A 15701-nucleotide genomic window follows, 5' to 3' on the forward strand; every position below is an offset into this window, starting at 1 on the left:
CGGCGCTGCGGCCGCCGGACCTCACCGGGCCGGCGGCCGCAGCCACACCGTGGCCAGCGGCGGCAGCGTGACCTCCGCACTGGTGGGATGGCCCTGCCAGGGCAGGCCGTCGGGGACGACGGCGGTGGCGCCGCCGAGCGCCCCGCTGCCGCCGTAGCGCACGTCGTCGGTGTCCAGGACCACCTCCCACGAGCCGCGGGCGGGCAGGCCGACGCGGTAGCGGGTGCGCGGGGCGGTGCCGAGGTTGCTGATCGACACCAGCGGGTGCCCCGCCTCGTCGTAGCGGACGAAGGAGAAGACGTTGTCCTCGGCCGCGTTGTTGTCGATCCAGTCGAAGCCCGCCGGGTCGGTGTCGCCGCGCCACAGGGCGGGCGTCTCGCGGTAGCGGCCGTTGAGGTCGCGCACCAGCTGCTGGACCCCGCGGTGGTCGGCGGCGGCCGGCCACTCGTCGGCCAGCACCGGCCACTGCGGCCCGGTGTCGTGGTCCCATTCGGTGCCCTGGGCGAACTCCTGGCCCATGAACAGCAGTTTCTTGCCCGGGTGCGCCCACATGAAGGCCAGGTAGGCGCGCAGGTTGGCGCGCTGCTGCCACCAGTCCCCCGGCATCTTGCGCACCAGCGAGCCCTTGCCGTGCACGACCTCGTCGTGCGAGAGGGGCAGCACGTAGTTCTCGCTGTAGGCGTACGCCATCGAGAACGTCATCTCGTGGTGGTGGTGCCTGCGGTGCACCGGTTCGCGCTGCATGTACTCCAGCGAGTCGTGCATCCAGCCCATGTTCCACTTCAGGCCGAAGCCCAGACCCTCCTGGTCGGTGGGCCGGGTCACCCCCGGCCAGGCGGTGGACTCCTCGGCGACGGTGACCACGCCGGGGCAGCGGCGGTAGACGGTGGCGTTCATCTCCTGCAGGAAGGCCACCGCGTCCAGGTTCTCCCGGCCGCCGTGGGCGTTGGGCAGCCAGTTGTCCCCGTCGCGCGAGTAGTCCAGGTAGAGCATGGAGGCGACCGCGTCGACCCGCAGGCCGTCGATGTGGAAGTCCTCGCACCAGTACACGGCGTTGGCAACCAGGAAGTTGCGCACCTCGGTGCGGCCGAAGTCGAATTCGAGGGTGCCCCAGTCCGGGTGCTCGGCCCGCCGCGGGTCGGCCGGCTCGTACAGGGGCTCGCCGTCGAAACGCGCCAGCGCCCAGTCGTCCTTCGGGAAGTGCGCCGGCACCCAGTCCATGATCACCCCGATCCCCGCCCGGTGCAGCGCGTCCACCAGGTACCGGAAGTCGTCCGGCGAGCCCAAGCGGGACGTGGGCGCGTAGAAGCCGCTGACCTGGTAGCCCCAGGACGCGCCGAAGGGGTGCTCGGTCACCGGCATCAGCTCGACGTGGGTGAAGCCCATCTCCAGCAGGTAGGCGGGCAGTTCGGTCGCCAGCTCCCGGTACGTCAGCCCGGGGCGCCAGGAGGGGAGGTGGACCTCGTAGACGGACATGGGCGCGTCGTGCGCACGGCCCGAGCGGGCCGCCATCCACTCCCCGTCCTGCCATGCGTACGCCGATGTGTGGACGATCGAGGCGGTCGCCGGCGGGACCTCGGCCGAGCGGGCCATCGGATCGGCCTTGCGCAGCATCCGGCCGTCGCGGGTGGCGATCTCGTACTTGTACCGGGCACCCTCCGCGACGCCCGGTACGAACAGCTCCCACACACCGGTCGAGCCCAGCGAGCGCATCGGGTGCGCCACCCCGCTCCACCCGTTGAAGTCGCCGACGACGCGCACGCCGCCCGCGTTGGGCGCCCACACCGCGAAGGTCGTGCCGCCGACGCCGGCGACGGTGCGGACCCGCGAGCCGAGCGCCTTCCACAGCTGCTCGTGCCGGCCCTCGCCGATCAGGTGCAGGTCGAGGTCGGACAGGGTGGGCAGGAAGCGGTAGCCGTCCTGCTCCTCGCGCTCGATCCCGTCGGTGGTGACCCGCAGCGTGTACGGCACGACGTCGTCGGCCGGGACGACGCCGGCGAACAGGCCGTCGCCCTCTGCGGCCAGTTCGTGGCCGGCGCCGTCCACCACGGCGACCACCCGCTCGGCGTGCGGGCGCAGCGCCCTGACGCGGACACCGCCGGGCACCGGGTGGGCGCCCAGGAGCGCGTGCGGGTCGTGGTGGCGGCCCTCGACCAGGGCCGCCGCCTCCTGCGGAGGCAACGGCGAGGCGGGCCGGGCGGGTTCGAGGGACAGCTGTGCCGCTCTGCCTGTGCGCCTGGCGGTGGAGCGGCGGGTCGGTGCGGCCATGGTGCGTTCTCCTCACGGGACGGTGGAACCCGGGTGGGCGCGCGGCGGGTGGCTCGGGACCGGCTCAGGACCCCGACAGGGCGCGCTCGATGGCGGCCAGCGGGATGGGCAGCCACTCCGGCCGGTGACGCGCCTCGTACAGCGCCTCGTAGACCGCCTTGTCCGCCTCGAAGGCGCGCATCGCCACCGGGTGCAGACCGGGGTCGATACCGCCGGCCGCGGTGTAACCGCGGGCGAACTCCCGCTGGTTGACCGCGCACCAGGTGCGTGCACGGGCGGCGTCCGCGGGCGGCCCGGACGCCAGGACCTGCGCCGCCGCGTAGTCGAAGGAGCGGAACATCCCCGCGACGTCGCGCAACGGGTGCTCGGGGCGGGCTCGTTCGGCCAGCGGGCGGGCCGGCTCGCCCTCGAAGTCGATGAAGCGCCAGCCGTCCGGGGTGTGCAGGATCTGACCGAGGTGCAGGTCGCCGTGGATCCGCTGGACGTCGCCCGCGGCGGCGCCCGCGCACCGGCCGTAGTCCTTGTGCAGTGCGGTCAGCCGGCTCTCGTACGGCGCCAGTTCCGGCACTTCGGCGAGTGCGGCCCGCAGCCGCTCCCCCATGGCCGCGGTCTGGTCGCGGATCTGCCCCGCGGTCGCCGGGCTGCTGCCGAGCGCCTCGGCGAGCCGGGTGTGCAGGGTCGCGACCGCGACGCCCAGCGACCTGGCGTGCAGGGTGAAGCGGTCGGCCTGGGTGAGGGCGAGCCGCCAGGCGTCGCCGTCGTTGGGCAGGAACTCGGTGAGGACGCCGAGCACGGTGGGCCTGGCGCCGCCGTCGGCGGTGTGCAGCCAGCCCGCGAGCCGCGGGGTGTTGGGGCCGGGCAGCCGGGTCAGCGCGGAGAGGATCTCGGTCTCCGGCTGGACGCCCTCCTGCGGGCTGCGGATCAGCTTGAACATGAAGCGGTCACCGAAGACCACGTTGGTGTTGCTCTGGTCGGCCAGCAGCGCCCGCGGCGCGAGACCGTCCAGCGCGTCGTCGCCGAAGTCCTCCGCCATGGTCAACCGCGGTTCGCCGCCCCGGGGTTGCAGGGTGCGCCGCACCAGGGCGGTCATCAGCCGCGGGTCGGCGGTGGCGTCGTACAGCGACCAGCCGTGCCAGGCTCCCTGCTCCGCCCGGCCGAAGACCTGCGCGTCCGCCGCCTGCGGCGGGACCCGGCTGACGCCGACGAGCAGCTGCCAGCGCCGGGACCGCCCCGCCGCCTGCCGGTCCTCGACGATCGCGTGGACCAGCGCCAGGCCGTCCTCCTCGTGCAGCACGCTGCACGCGACGGGTCGCAGGTCGTGCCCGCAGCCGTCGTCGTGCGGGAACCACCGCCGGCTCAGCAGCCACGGCGTCAGCGCGGGAGCGAGCGGGCCGAGCAGCCGGTGGGTGCGCAGCGCGGCGCCCGCCGACTGCGGGTCCTGGGCGCACGCGGTGCGGTCGGATGCCGTGGTCACTGCCCGCTCCCGGGGTGCACCGTGAACAGGTGGGCCGGCTGGCGGTCCGGGTCGAGCCGCACGTAGTTGTGCCGCCCCCAGTGGTAGACCGAGCCGGTCAGCTCGTCGCGCACGTCGAAGTGCTCCCCCACGTCCGGGTCGTCGCCGAAGTCGACGTGCACGGTGGTCTCCTGGGTGGTGTGGGGGTCGAGGTTGACGACCACGAGCACCGTCTCCCGGCCGCCGTCCGCGGTGTCCGCGGTCTTGGAGTAGGCGAGGACCTGGTCGCTGTCGGTGTCGTGGAAGCGCAGGTTGCGCAGCAGCTGCAGCGGCCGGTGCTTGCGGCGCAGCCGGTTCAGGGTGGTCAGCAGCGGCGCCAGGGTGTCGCTGGTGCTCCAGTCGCGCGGCCTGAGTTCGTACTTCTCCGAGCGCGCGTACTCCTCCGAGCCCTCGCGGACCGCGGCGCCCTCGTACAGCTCGTACCCCGCGTAGATGCCCATGCTGGGGCTGAGCGTCGCGGCCAGGACCGCCCGGATCGCGAAGGCCGCCCGGCCGCCGTGCTGGAGGTAGGCGTGCAGGATGTCGGGGGTGCTGGGGAAGAAGTTGGGCCGCATGTAGGCGGCCGTCTCCTGCGACAGCTCGGTCAGGTAGTCGGTGATCTCCTGCTTGCCGGTGCGCCAGGTGAAGTAGGTGTACGACTGGTGGAAGCCGATCTTCGCCAGTGTCCGCATCATCGCGGGGCGGGTGAAGGCCTCGGCCAGGAAGAGCACGTCGGGGTCGGTGCGGGCGATCTCGCCGAGCACCCGCTCCCAGAAGACGACCGGCTTGGTGTGCGGGTTGTCGACCCGGAAGATCCGCACCCCGTGCCGCATCCAGAAGCGCAGCAGCCGCAGCGTCTCGGCGACCAGGCCGTCGAAGTCGAGGTCGAAGTTGACCGGGTAGATGTCCTGGTACTTCTTCGGCGGGTTCTCCGCGTAGGCGATGCTCCCGTCGACCCGGGTGGTGAACCACTCCGGGTGCTGCGCCACCCACGGGTGGTCGGGCGAGCACTGCAGGGCGAAGTCCATCGCGACCTCCATGCCCAGCTCACGGGCGCGGCCGACGAAGGCGTCGAAGTCGTCGAGGGTCCCCAGCTCCGGGTTGACCGCGTCGTGGCCGCCGTCGGGCGAGCCGATCGCCCAGGGCGAGCCGACGTCGAAGGGGCCGGCCTCGGTGCTGTTGTCGGGACCCTTGCGGAAGGTGCGGCCGATGGGGTGGATGGGCGGCAGGTAGACCACGTCGAAGCCCATCGCGGCCACCGCGGGCAGCCGCCGGGCAGCGGTGGTGAAGGTGCCGCTGACCGGCGGCCGGTGGCCGACCGGGTCGACGCTCGCGCCCTCGGAGCGGGGGAAGAACTCGTACCACGAGCCGTAGAGCGCCCTCTCCCTGTCCACCTGGAGCGCGGCAGGCGCGGACGCCGAGACGAACTCCCGCAGCGGGTAGCGGTCCAGGATGCGCACCACCGGCTCCGCGAGCGCGGCGACGAGCCGCTCCGCCGGGTCGAGCCCGGTCTGCCGCAGGGCGGTGACGGCGTCGAGCACGGCCGCCCTGCCCTTGGTCTTGGGCACCCCGGCGGCGGCGCGCTCCAGCAGCAGCGCCCCCTCCTCCAGCAGCAGTTCCGTGTCGATGCCTGCAGCTATCTTGATCCGGGCGCGGTGCCGCCAGCTGCCCACCGGGTCGCTCCAGGCCTCGACGGTGTACGTCCAGCGGCCCGGGGTGGGCGCCGCCACCTGCGCGCCCCAGCGGTCGGAGCCGGGCGCCAGCTCGTGCATCGGCGTCCACGGGCCGTGCCGTCCGGTCGGGCCGCGCAGCACCACGTTGGCGCCGACCTTGTCGTGGCCCTCGCGGAAGACCGTGGCACTGACCTCGAACGCCTCGCCCACCACGGCCTTCGCCGGGCGCCGTCCGCCGTCGACCACGGGGGCGACGTCCAGGACGGGAATGCGGCCGATCAGGGTGGCGTCCGCGGCGGTCGCGGGCGGGCCCGACGTGGTGAGCGCGGTACGGTCGATCGCGGTGGCCATGACTGGGGTCCCCTCTTCTGCTGTCCTGCTGTCCGGTCCCTTGCGTCGTGCGGTGGTCGTACGGTGACCGGGGCGGCGGATAGGGCGCGGTTCAGGCCGCCCAGGCCTGGTGGCGCTCGGCTCGCTCGGCGAGCAGGTCGATGATCTTCCGGGCGAAGACGTGGCAGTGGTTGCCGGTGCGTGCGGTGACCAGGTCCTCGTCGACGACGACGTCGCTGTCCTGGTAGACCCCGCCCATGTTCTTCAGGTCGCCCAGCAGGTTGTTGTGGACGACGGCCCGCCGCCCGCTGATGACCTGCGGTATCGGGGCGGCCAGCCACATGCCGTGGCAGATGATGCCCTTGACGATCGCCGGGTCGGCGAAGGCCCTGCGCAGGAAGGCCACGGCGGGCGGGAGTTCGTCGACCTCCTCGGTGTAGCGCAGCCGGTCGGCCACCATTCCCGAGGGCACGATGACCGCGGAGAACTGCTTGAGCCCGAACTCGTCGAGTTCCTCGAAGGACTCGCTGACCTCGAACGGCACCCGGTACTCGTGTCCGCGGAAGACGATGCGCTCGTTGCCCCACAGGCGCGTGAGGAAGTGGACCTCCGCGCCCTCCTCGGCGAACCGGCGCTGGTAGTAGAAGATCTCCGGTTCGTAGAAGTCGCTCTCCATCAGGACCGCGATCTTCTGACCTTTCAGTCGCACGCTGCCCACTCCTTCACGCAGGGTCGATGAGACCGACGAGACGCGGCCGTCAGATGTCGCGGTCGATCACCATGTCGATCAGGAACGGGCCGGCGTGCGCGAGCGCGTCCACGATCGCCGGCACGACCTCCTGCGCCTTCTCCACCCGCACCGCCCGTACGCCCAGCGAGCCGGCCAGCCGCACGAAGTCGATGGCGGGGCGGGACAGGTCGAACAGGTCGGGGAAGTCGTGCGCGGTGATGCCCTGGCTGCGCCAGTACTCGGCGATGTTCTGGTCCAGCAGGTGGTAGCGGCCGTTGTTGCAGATGACGAACTTCGCCGCGATGTCGTAGCGGGCGGCCGTCCACAGCGCCTGCGGGGTGTACATGCTGCCGCCGTCGCCGGTGAAGCCGAAGACGGTGGCGTCCGGGCGGGCCAGCTTGGCGCCGATCGCACCGGGTATGCCGACGCCCAGCGAACCGCCGCGGGTCGACATCCAGTTGCCCGGCACGTTGGGCGGCAGGTAGCGGCCCAGCGCGGGCGAGGAGGTCAGCGCCTCGTCGAAGACGACGGACTCCTCGGGGAGCAGCCGGGCCAGTTCCCGGGCGAAGAGCGCCATGCTCAGCGGCTGCGTCTCGGCGTCCCGGACGTCCTTGGCGACGGCCTCGGCGTGGGCGGCGGCCTTCTCCCGGCCCCACAGCTGGATGCGCTCCGCGGCCCTGGCCCGGTCCTGCGGGGTCATCTCGCGTTCCAGCGCGGCGGTCAGCAGGCCCAGGGTCTGCTTGGGGTCGGCGACCAGGCCCAGGTCCACGGGGAAGTTCTTGGCGATCGCACCGGTGTCCAGGTCGACGTGCACGACCTTCGCGCCGGGCGCGAACACCCCTTCCAGCGCGGGGTAGACCTCGGGCAGCACATAGGTGCCGACCACCAGGACCGCGTCGGCCTGCGCCGTCGTCAGCCGGCTGACGGCGCCGAACATGTGGCCCAGCTGCCCGTGGTAGGCGGGGTGGTCGGCGGGCAGGTTGACCTCGGCCCAGTCCGCGCCCCACACCTCGGCGCCCCAGCGCTCGGCCAGGCGGGCCAGCTCCCCTTGCGCCCCGGAGAAGTGGACGCCGTCGCCGGCGATCACCATCGGGTGCCGCGCCCCGGCCAGCAGCCGGGCGGCCCGGGCGACGGAGCCGGTGCCCGGCACACTGCCGGTGTCCAGGTACGAGGTCGGTACGGCCGGCTCCTCGGTGTTCTCGTCCATCACGTCGGCGGGCAGCACCACGAGCACCGGCCCGTACGGCGGGGTGGCGGCCACCTTCATGGCCCGGCGCAGCACCCGCAGCACCGACTGCGGGTCGACCACCCGGGTCGCCCACTTGGTCACCGGCTCGGCCATCGCGACCAGGTCGGCAGCCATCTGGGCGTCCATGCTGTCGTAGGCGAGGCCGGACTCGCCGACCAGCACGACCAGCGGTGCGTGGCCGCGCATGGCCTGGTAGAGCATGCCGATGCCGTTGCCCAGGCCCACCCCGGAGTGGAGCTGCATGACAGCCGGCTTGCGGGTGGTGCGGGCGTAGCCGTCGGCCATGCCGACGACGGCGGCCTCCTGCAGCGCCAGTACGTACTGGAGTTCGGGAAAGCTGCGCAGTTCGTCGAGGAAACCCTGTTCCACCGTGCCTGGGTTGCCGAACATGTGGGTGACACCGTCGGCCTGCAGTTGTTCGAGCAAGGCCACACGTGCGGGTCGGCTGGCTGCCATGGACTCCTGCCTTTCTCGGTGTGCCGGTTGCGGGCGGCTGCGGCCCGGGGTGGCCGCAGCCGCCGGGCGTGAACCCCGGTGGGGATGTCAGGCGGTGAAGCCCCAGGTGCGCAGCCCGTGCTCCAGGACCTCGACGACCTTCTGCCCTGTGAGGTAGGAGTCGGGGGTGGAACGGCCGGTGATGAACGGGTAGTCGACGATCACCGACGTCTCCTTGCCGAAGTTGCCGTGGTAGGCGCCCTCGGGTGCGGTGGCGTCGCGCAGGATGTACTCCAGCGGGTACGGCGGCGGGCCGATCACGAAGTCGGTGCCCATGAAGCCGGTGCCGTCCTTGTAGTCGTACTCGATGCAGTGCCCGGTGACGTGCTTGTTCCTGATGATGCTGGCCCGGTTGTCCTGCTCGCGGGCGAAGGCCAGGCACGCGACGCCGTAGCACTCGGCCGCGATCGGCAGGTCGAGGTTGTGGAAGGCCAGGATCAGGTCGTGCACCCGCCAGTTGTTGGCCAGGTCCACGATGGGGCCGCTGCCGCCGACGATGAGCAGTGCGTCGAAGCGGTCGGCTATCTGCGCCTGCACCTCCGCCCGGTGGTTCTCGTAGCCCTCCCAGGCCCGCAGGAAGTCGTTGCGGGAGCGGTAGGGGCGGTCGGGGAGCCAGGCGGACAGGTCCAGCGGGTTGTCCAGCCGCTCGGAGCGGTCGATGGCGCGGACCTTGCCGGCCATCTCGGTGCTGGTGACGGAGCGGCCGAGCGGCGGGTCGATGTACTCGGGGTCCATGCTCGGCGGCAGTGCCACCGGCCGCTTGCCGGTCGGCGTCGCGAAGGTGATGTCGTACCCGGCCTCGTCGAATGTCTCCAGCGGGCCGATCAGCTCCTCACCCCAGAATCCGTACTCGGACAGAACGATGAGAATGCGCTTTTTCGCCATCCGTGAAGCTCCTTCATGACAGGCAGTCATTCGGGTAGTCAATTTCCTCTGCATGTCTATCAGCGGACCGAAGTGCTGAGGAAAGAAAATCGGCCGCATGGCCCGGAAACGTCAGGTCCGGCCGCATTTTGTGTCAGGTCGGCCGGTGGCCTGCGCACATGCCGGCGGCCGGAGGCTGCGCCCCCGGCCGCTCGTGTCCCCGCCCACCGGTCAGGCCGCGCCGGCGCGGTCCCTTACGTCCGCGGCCAGGCCGCTGAGCGCGATACCGGCGCTCACCCGGTAGTTCTTGTTGACCGAGATCAGCACGGCGGTCAACTGCTCCAGGACCCGCGCGTTGCGCAGCGCGCCGGCGTCGATCCCGGTGCGCCCGGTCACCGCCGCGGACAGCTCCATGGCGGCGCTCTTGGCGTCCGGGTCGTCGCCCGCCACCAGGATGTCGGTGTCGTCCAGTGGCCCCGGCTCGTCGCGCAGCCGGACCGCGGAGACGTTGTGGAAGGCCGCGGCGACCGCGGAGCCGCCCAGCGCGGCGGCCGCCTGCTCGGCGGCGCTGCCCTCGGGCACGTACAGGCCGTGTGCGCCCTGCCGGTCGAAGCCGAGCGGGTTCACACAGCAGATGACGATCTTGTCCGCGAGGTCGGCCTCCAGGTTCCTGAGGACCTCGGCGAACCCCTGGAAGGGCACCGCGAGCACCGCGATGTCGCAGGAGCCCGCGGCGCCGGCGTTGGTCGTACCGCGGACCGAAGTGCCGCCGCCGAGCCGGGTGTTCAGCTCCTGGGCGGTCTGCGCGGAGCGCTCGGCGGACCGGGAGCCGATGGCCACCGGGTGGCCCGCGCGGGCGAACCGGTGGGCCAGGCCCTTTCCCTGGGGGCCGGTCCCACCGATGATGCCGATGTTCCGCATGCCGGGTCTCCCTCGGATAGTCCTGTGGTGCGGAAATGGGCCGGCGGCGGTACGTCCGGTTCCCCGGATGCACCGCCGCCGGTCCGCAAGGGCTACTCCCAGGGGCCGAAGCCGGCGACGCGGTCCACCGTGATGCGGATGACGAAGCCCGAGGCGTCGGCGAACTGCGCCGGCGGCCACTGGACTCCCGCACCCAGGTAGGGCACCGCGATACGGCTGAGCTCCGCGGGGGCTCCGCCCTCGATGACCTCGGCGTGCCCGTGCACCACGAAGTGGTACGCGAGCCCGTCGGGGCTCTTCTCGCCCGGAGCCATGGACAGCGCGACCCGCGGGTCGCGCCGCAGGTTGCGGATCTTCTGCTGTTCCACCAGGTGGGCGGAGACCACCCGGTCCTCTTCGTCCAGCGCCACCCAGACGCAGGCCACCTGCGGGCTGCCGTCCGGGTTGATCGTCACCATGTGCGCAAGGTTCCCTGCGGTGAGAGCAGCGCGAACCGGGTCGGACAACTTGTCACTCATTGTGGGGCGCCTCCGTTCTCGTGCGTGGGTTCTCGGTCTCATCGGTGCTGCGCGGACATGCGGTTACGGGAAGCGCAGGGCGAAGGGTTCCAGCGGCGTCTGGATGACGTTGGTGGTGATGCAGTTGAGCAGGTACCAACCGGTCAGGACGAGCAGTTCCAGGGTCTGCGCCTCGTCCAGGTGGGCGCGCACCGCGGCCCACGCCTCGTCGGAGAGCCCGTGGGTGTCGATGATCTCGTCCACCGCACGCAGGATCACCCGGTCGCGCTCGCTCCACACGTCGTCCTCGGGCGAGCCCTTGACCGTCGAGAGCCGCTGCTCAGCGGTGATCTCGGCGACCTCGCCGTAGACGGCCTGGTGCACACCCCACTGGGACTCGCAGTTGGTGCGCCCGCAGGTGCGGGCGACGGCCAGCTCACGAGCCCGCACGTCGAGGGAACTGATCGACGGGTCGAGCAGGAACCAGGCCAGCGGCCGCATCCTCTCGGCCAGCAGCGGGTGGTTCTTCAGGTACATCCGCACGGTGTGCAGCGGCTCGACCTCGGCGTCCGGCGGGACCCACTGGGCGATCCGCTCGGCGTCGATGCCTTCGTAGGGAGGGTTGAGCTCTTCCAGGCGCATGGCTACTCCTTGGGATTCGGGCGTTCCTTGGGATTCAGCCGTCCTGAAGCCGGTCGGCGCTCAGGAGGTGACGGTCTCGCCGGCCGACTCGCTGTCTTCGGTCGGTGCCGCCTCACCGCCGCCGCCCGCGGCGTCAGCCTTGGGGCGTACGGCGTACGGGCCCACCGCCGCGACCACGGCGATCAGCACGGCGGCCACGATCAGGCCGAGCCGGAAGCCGTTGTTGAGGTCGGTGGAGCTGATCGGGCCGTTGCCCGCCAGGTGGTCGGTCCGCCAGGCGGCGAGCGAGGACAGGACGGCGAGGCCGAGGGCGCCGCCGACCTGCTGGGACATGTTGATCAGACCGCCGGCCAGGCCCTGCTCCATCGGCTGGACCCCGGAGATGGCGGAGACGACGACGGCCACGAAGCTGAAGCCGCCGCCGACGGAGAGCAGGACGGCCGGGCCGAGGACGTCGACCAGGAAGGAGCCGTCGGGACGCATCAGCGCGAACCAGCCGAGGGCCACCGCGGAGGCGGCCAGGCCGATCAGCATGACCCGGGGCAGTCCGATCTTGCCGAGCATCTTGGAGGCCAGCGTGGAGAACACGATCTGGCCCAGGGCCATCGGCAGGAAGCTCAGGCCGGCTTCGAGCGCGCTGTAGCCGAGCACCTGCTGCAGGTAGAGGGTGACGAAGAAGTTCATCGCGACGACGCCGGCGGCGAAGGCCAGCATCACCACGTTCGCGGCCGTCAGCGAGCGGCTGCGGAAGATGCCGAACGGCACCAGCGGGGAGGGCGTGCGCAGTTCGGTCATGACGAAGGCGACCAGCAGCAGCACCGCGGCGCCCAGGGCGATCCCGGCCTTGGCCGAGCCGGAGCCGGACTCGCCGATCTGTACCAGGCCGTAGATCAGTGCGGACAGGCCCGCGGTGACCAGGATGGCGCCGAGCAGGTCGAACTCACGGAACTTGCGGACGGTCGAGGAGTCGATGTGCTCCACGAGCAGCCGGGTGCCGATCAGCGCGCCGCCGAGGGTGAAGGGGACGTTGACCCAGAACACCCACTCCCAGCCCGGGCCGTCGGTGAGGACACCGCCGAGGACGACGCCGGTGGCACCGCCGGCGCCGGCCACGGCGCCCCAGATGCCCATCGCCTTGTTGCGTTCCTCGTCCCGGGTGAAGGTGACGGCCACCAGGGAGAGCGCGGCCGGCGAGAGGATCGCGCCGCCGAGTCCCTGGAAGGCGCGGGCGGTGATCAGCTCACCCGCGTTGTTGGCCAGGCCGCAGGCCAGCGAGGACAGTCCGAACAGGACGAGTCCGCTGAGGAAGATGCGCTTGCGGCCGAAGAGGTCGGCGGCCCTTCCACCCATGAGGAGGAAACCGCCGAAAGTGAGCATGTAGGCGTCGACCACCCACGGAAGGCCCTTCTCGGAAAAGTCGAGGTGGTCCTTGATCGCAGGTAATGCGATATTGACGATCGTGATGTCCAGGATGACGACGAACTGCGTCATGGCAAGCAGCGCGAGGACGTACCAGCGCCTGCTGTCCATGGAAACGGGTTCTGACATGTGTGGGCCTCGGTATTCGGATCTTCGGTTATGGAAGTGGTACTCCCCGGCCTCGGAAGGCCGGGGATCGTGCACCTGTCCGGCGGTGCCGGTCAGGAGTCGGGGGAGAGGATCGGCACCGCGTCCGGGTCCTTCACGATGGTGATGTTGAAGTTGACGTGGCGGTACTTCAGGAACAGCCGCGAGAAGAGCCCGATGTACATCTCGACGCCGCGGGCGGTCGTGATGTCACCCAGGTCCACGATGCGGTCGGCCGGCCAGCCGAACTCGCCGAGGATCGCGGCCGTCTGGTCCTTGGCGTCCTGGTCGTCGCCGCTGACGAAGACCACGTGGTCGCCGGGGACGAGGTCGGGGTTGACCATCACGTTGAAGTTGATGGTGTTCAGCGTCTTCACGACCCGGCTGGCCGGGTAGCGGCGCTGGATGCGCTCGCCGAGGCTGTCGATGTTGGCGATGTCGAGGGTGGGCGGCTCGATGCGGCCCGAGGCGATGACGGGGTTGGCAAGGTCTATGATGATCTTGTCAGCCAGGTTGTTGGCGCCCGCCGCCTCCAGGGCCTCCATGGTGCCCAGGCCTGCGCTGCAGTTGAAGACGATCTCCGCGAACTCGGCGGCCTCAGCCAGGGTGCCGCCGCTCGCGCGGTCGCCGTTCTCCTTGACCCACTGTGCGACGACGGGGCTGTCGGTGTGGCGCGAGCCCAGTCGCACCTCGTGCCCGACCTCGATGAGTTTGGTGGCGATGGCCTTTCCGACCCACCCGGTGCCCAGAACTCCGAAACGCATCTCTGCACCATCCTTCTCTCATGCTCTCTTGCCGAATAGGCGTAGGTCGCACGCCGGTCGGACACAGCGGTCGAGGGTCGGACGGCCCCGTGGTTGTGCAGCCGAACTGCACTCGGAGTAGTGAACCAGGACCACCGAGCAAGCATGCGTCCAGACCGAACATGACGTGTACTGCGTAAAGTCGGCGCCCCTACTTCATGAAGAAGAGGCCACCAGCGTCCGGCGCTCCGAGGCGGCGGTGCGGCTGTCGCCGACCCGTCCGAGTACCCGGAAGCCGTGCGCCGCCGATGCCAGAGTGACGTGGTGGTGCCAGCCGCGGAACGAGCGGCCTTCGAAGTCGAGCAGCCCGCACTCCTCGCGCAGCCGCGCCAGGTCGTACCGCGAGCGCCAGCGCAGTTTGGCCGCGCTCACCAACTCGGGCATACGGCGCGAACCCAGGTTGGTCAGCCAGTATGAGCTGGGTTCCGTGGTGCCCTCGGGCCATTCCATGAGCAGCTGGCGGGGGCGGACGAGCCGCCGTACGTGCCCCTCGGAGGTCATGGCGTCGCCGGCATGCGGAACCTGCGCGGCCATGAACTGGGAGCTGCGGACGTAGCTTTCGACGCCCTCGCGCCATGCCAGGGTGGCCCGCCCGCTGTGGTGCCGGGCGGCGAGGGCGAGTTCTGCGGCGGTGCAGGGTACCTCTTGTCCGCTCACCGCGGAGGCGACCCGGCCGCGCGGCCGGGGACTGCGCCCGGTGACCGGGGTGCCCGGTCCGATCTCCACCAGGTAGGGCAGACCGCGGGCTTCGAGACCGCCCAGCAGCCGGCCGACCTGGGCCTCGTACTTCCAGCTGACGAGCACCGGCGCCGGTGCCAGTGCCCAGTCGCGCGCCATCTCGTCGACGGCCGCCAGCACGTGCTGCCAGCGGGGACGATACTGCTCGGTCTCCGGGATGCGCGCCGCGCTGCGCAGCGCCGGGTCGGCGTCCCAGTGCGGCGGCATCAGCAGGCGCCAGTTGACGGGTACGCTGCCGGCCTCGCTGACCAGCGAGGTCGCCAGGGCTAACTGGCAGTTGACGGTCCGTCCCTCGCTGGAGACGAACTGCCGCCCCACGCCTGCCGAGTGGGTGCCGTTCTTGGGGAACATCACCTCGTCCACGGACCAGACCGCCGGCGGCATGGCCGAGGCCACCCACTCCGCGAGGTGACGGCGTACGAAGGAGTAGTCCCACGGGCTCTGACTCACGAACTGCTGGAGCTGCTGGGGGGCTTTGTGGCCCAGCACGTGTTCGGAGATCCTCGCCGGCGTCTTGCGGCCGTCGGCGTCGAGCAGGCCGCGAATGTAGACCTCACCCCAGCGCCGCTGATCCGAACGCGTGAACTGCGAGAAGAGCCGTGCACAGTATTCGGAGAGGCCGTCAGGACCCCCGGATGAAGATTGCAGGTACGCGGTCATGGAACGACAACCCCCGACTCTGCCGATAACCGGTTGATTACCTTGACTGCAATCATTTAACCACTCCTGTAAATATTTGTCAATTCTAGAGTTAACTCAGTCCACTGCCATTTGCCGGTGGGCGGGACCCCAGGGGAATCCCGCCCACCAGACCTGCCGGGACACCTCAGAGGGCGGCCGACCCCGACATCGGTGCCAGCCGGTCCACGCTGTAGGTCTTCACCCGGGGCTTACCCTGCTCATCGCTGACGACCACCCAGGTCTGGTAGGCGTCGAAGCCCAGCCACTTGCTGTGCGGCTCGGGCCGGTCCCAGATGTGCGCCTGCCAGTTGACGACCACCTTCACCTCGTCGCCGGAACCGTCCGCAAGAGGCGTCAGGTCGACGCTGACCAGCTCGTGGATCTCGTCGAAGAACCGGTGGGTGACAGCCTCGTACCAGCCCTTGAACTCCTCGATGCTGCGCAGTGTCGCCTCGGGGAACACCATCTCCAGCCCCTCCTCGACCAGGTACGGCAGCACCTGCTCGACCGGGTCGTGCCGGTCGAGCGCCTCGTACCAGGTCTTCACCAGGTCACGGACAGCCTGCTCACCCGCAGACACAGGCGGCACACTGGTTTCACTCATGACGAACCTCCTCAGTCGATTCCGTCGGTACAGTGGCCAGACTGATGTGCCCGCGCGCGGCAGGACAACGACATGGCTCAGCACTGGATGGACTGCGGCAGGTCAATCATCCCGCCTCCCCCGGCACCGACTTGACGTAGTCCGCTCG

Annotated in this window: 13 protein-coding genes; all 13 read right to left on the minus strand. The window is 70.8% G+C overall.

The features are described from left to right. Window positions 1–21: 21 nt before the first annotated feature. The 13 genes from glgB to JT723_RS18540 all read right to left on the minus strand — a co-directional run bounded on the left by glgB (window position 22) and on the right by JT723_RS18540 (window position 15553). A complete protein-coding gene (gene glgB / locus JT723_RS18480; RefSeq protein WP_205045772.1) occupies window positions 22–2268 on the minus strand; it encodes a 1,4-alpha-glucan branching protein GlgB in 2247 nt (748 codons plus the stop codon). Between the two features lie 64 nt (window positions 2269–2332). Further along, on the minus strand, window positions 2333–3742 hold the full coding sequence (locus JT723_RS18485; protein ID WP_251513811.1) for a maltokinase N-terminal cap-like domain-containing protein: 1410 nt from the start codon (window positions 3740–3742) through the stop codon (window positions 2333–2335). Further along, window positions 3739–5715, minus strand: coding sequence for an alpha-1,4-glucan--maltose-1-phosphate maltosyltransferase (locus JT723_RS18490; protein ID WP_205045850.1), 1977 nt, complete (start codon window positions 5713–5715; stop codon window positions 3739–3741). The genes JT723_RS18485 and JT723_RS18490 overlap by 4 nt, the downstream gene beginning before the upstream one ends. A 160-nt stretch (window positions 5716–5875) precedes the next feature. Then, on the minus strand, window positions 5876–6472 hold the full coding sequence (locus tag JT723_RS18495; protein ID WP_033176909.1) for a DJ-1/PfpI family protein: 597 nt from the start codon (window positions 6470–6472) through the stop codon (window positions 5876–5878). A gap of 49 nt (window positions 6473–6521) precedes the next feature. After that, window positions 6522–8198, minus strand: coding sequence for a thiamine pyrophosphate-binding protein (locus tag JT723_RS18500; protein WP_205045773.1), 1677 nt, complete (start codon window positions 8196–8198; stop codon window positions 6522–6524). An 87-nt stretch (window positions 8199–8285) separates the two neighbouring features. Continuing rightward, a complete protein-coding gene (locus JT723_RS18505) occupies window positions 8286–9122 on the minus strand; it encodes a type 1 glutamine amidotransferase domain-containing protein (RefSeq protein WP_205045774.1) in 837 nt (278 codons plus the stop codon). A gap of 210 nt (window positions 9123–9332) precedes the next feature. Continuing rightward, window positions 9333–10022 carry an NADPH-dependent F420 reductase gene (npdG, locus tag JT723_RS18510; protein WP_205045775.1) on the minus strand — a complete coding sequence of 230 codons (690 nt, stop codon included), beginning with the start codon at window positions 10020–10022 and terminating at the stop codon, window positions 9333–9335. Window positions 10023–10114: 92 nt separating this feature from the next. Then, complete coding sequence (locus JT723_RS18515; RefSeq protein WP_307794004.1) at window positions 10115–10582, minus strand: TIGR03618 family F420-dependent PPOX class oxidoreductase; 468 nt, start codon at window positions 10580–10582, stop codon at window positions 10115–10117. A gap of 21 nt (window positions 10583–10603) precedes the next feature. Then, window positions 10604–11161, minus strand: a complete 558-nt coding sequence (locus tag JT723_RS18520) for a carboxymuconolactone decarboxylase family protein (RefSeq protein ID WP_205045777.1) — start codon at window positions 11159–11161, stop codon at window positions 10604–10606. A 60-nt stretch (window positions 11162–11221) separates the two neighbouring features. Next, window positions 11222–12709 carry an MFS transporter gene (locus JT723_RS18525; RefSeq protein WP_205045778.1) on the minus strand — a complete coding sequence of 496 codons (1488 nt, stop codon included), beginning with the start codon at window positions 12707–12709 and terminating at the stop codon, window positions 11222–11224. A gap of 92 nt (window positions 12710–12801) precedes the next feature. Continuing rightward, on the minus strand, window positions 12802–13491 hold the full coding sequence (locus JT723_RS18530) for an NADPH-dependent F420 reductase (protein WP_205045779.1): 690 nt from the start codon (window positions 13489–13491) through the stop codon (window positions 12802–12804). A gap of 195 nt (window positions 13492–13686) precedes the next feature. Further along, window positions 13687–14928 (minus strand): IS701 family transposase, encoded by a 1242-nt coding sequence (locus JT723_RS18535; RefSeq protein WP_240165800.1) that lies wholly within the window; start codon window positions 14926–14928, stop codon window positions 13687–13689. A gap of 166 nt (window positions 14929–15094) precedes the next feature. Beyond that, window positions 15095–15553, minus strand: coding sequence for a nuclear transport factor 2 family protein (locus JT723_RS18540; RefSeq protein WP_205045780.1), 459 nt, complete (start codon window positions 15551–15553; stop codon window positions 15095–15097). Window positions 15554–15701 lie beyond the last annotated feature (148 nt).

It is taken from the genome of Actinacidiphila bryophytorum (genome assembly GCF_016916835.1).
Lineage (GTDB): Bacteria > Actinomycetota > Actinomycetes > Streptomycetales > Streptomycetaceae > Actinacidiphila > Actinacidiphila bryophytorum.

What these genes read in the sequence shown, in the direction of transcription:
- glgB (WP_205045772.1), bottom strand. Translation starts at nt 2,268, where the DNA reads ATGGCCGCACCGACCCGCCGCTCCACCGCCAGGCGCACAGGCAGAGCG.
- JT723_RS18500 (WP_205045773.1), bottom strand. Translation starts at nt 8,198, where the DNA reads ATGGCAGCCAGCCGACCCGCACGTGTGGCCTTGCTCGAACAACTGCAG.
- JT723_RS18505 (WP_205045774.1), bottom strand. Translation starts at nt 9,122, where the DNA reads ATGGCGAAAAAGCGCATTCTCATCGTTCTGTCCGAGTACGGATTCTGG.
- npdG (WP_205045775.1), bottom strand. Translation starts at nt 10,022, where the DNA reads ATGCGGAACATCGGCATCATCGGTGGGACCGGCCCCCAGGGAAAGGGC.
- JT723_RS18515 (WP_307794004.1), bottom strand. Translation starts at nt 10,582, where the DNA reads ATGAGACCGAGAACCCACGCACGAGAACGGAGGCGCCCCACAATGAGT.
- JT723_RS18520 (WP_205045777.1), bottom strand. Translation starts at nt 11,161, where the DNA reads ATGCGCCTGGAAGAGCTCAACCCTCCCTACGAAGGCATCGACGCCGAG.
- JT723_RS18525 (WP_205045778.1), bottom strand. Translation starts at nt 12,709, where the DNA reads ATGTCAGAACCCGTTTCCATGGACAGCAGGCGCTGGTACGTCCTCGCG.
- JT723_RS18530 (WP_205045779.1), bottom strand. Translation starts at nt 13,491, where the DNA reads ATGCGTTTCGGAGTTCTGGGCACCGGGTGGGTCGGAAAGGCCATCGCC.
- JT723_RS18535 (WP_240165800.1), bottom strand. Translation starts at nt 14,928, where the DNA reads ATGACCGCGTACCTGCAATCTTCATCCGGGGGTCCTGACGGCCTCTCC.
- JT723_RS18540 (WP_205045780.1), bottom strand. Translation starts at nt 15,553, where the DNA reads ATGAGTGAAACCAGTGTGCCGCCTGTGTCTGCGGGTGAGCAGGCTGTC.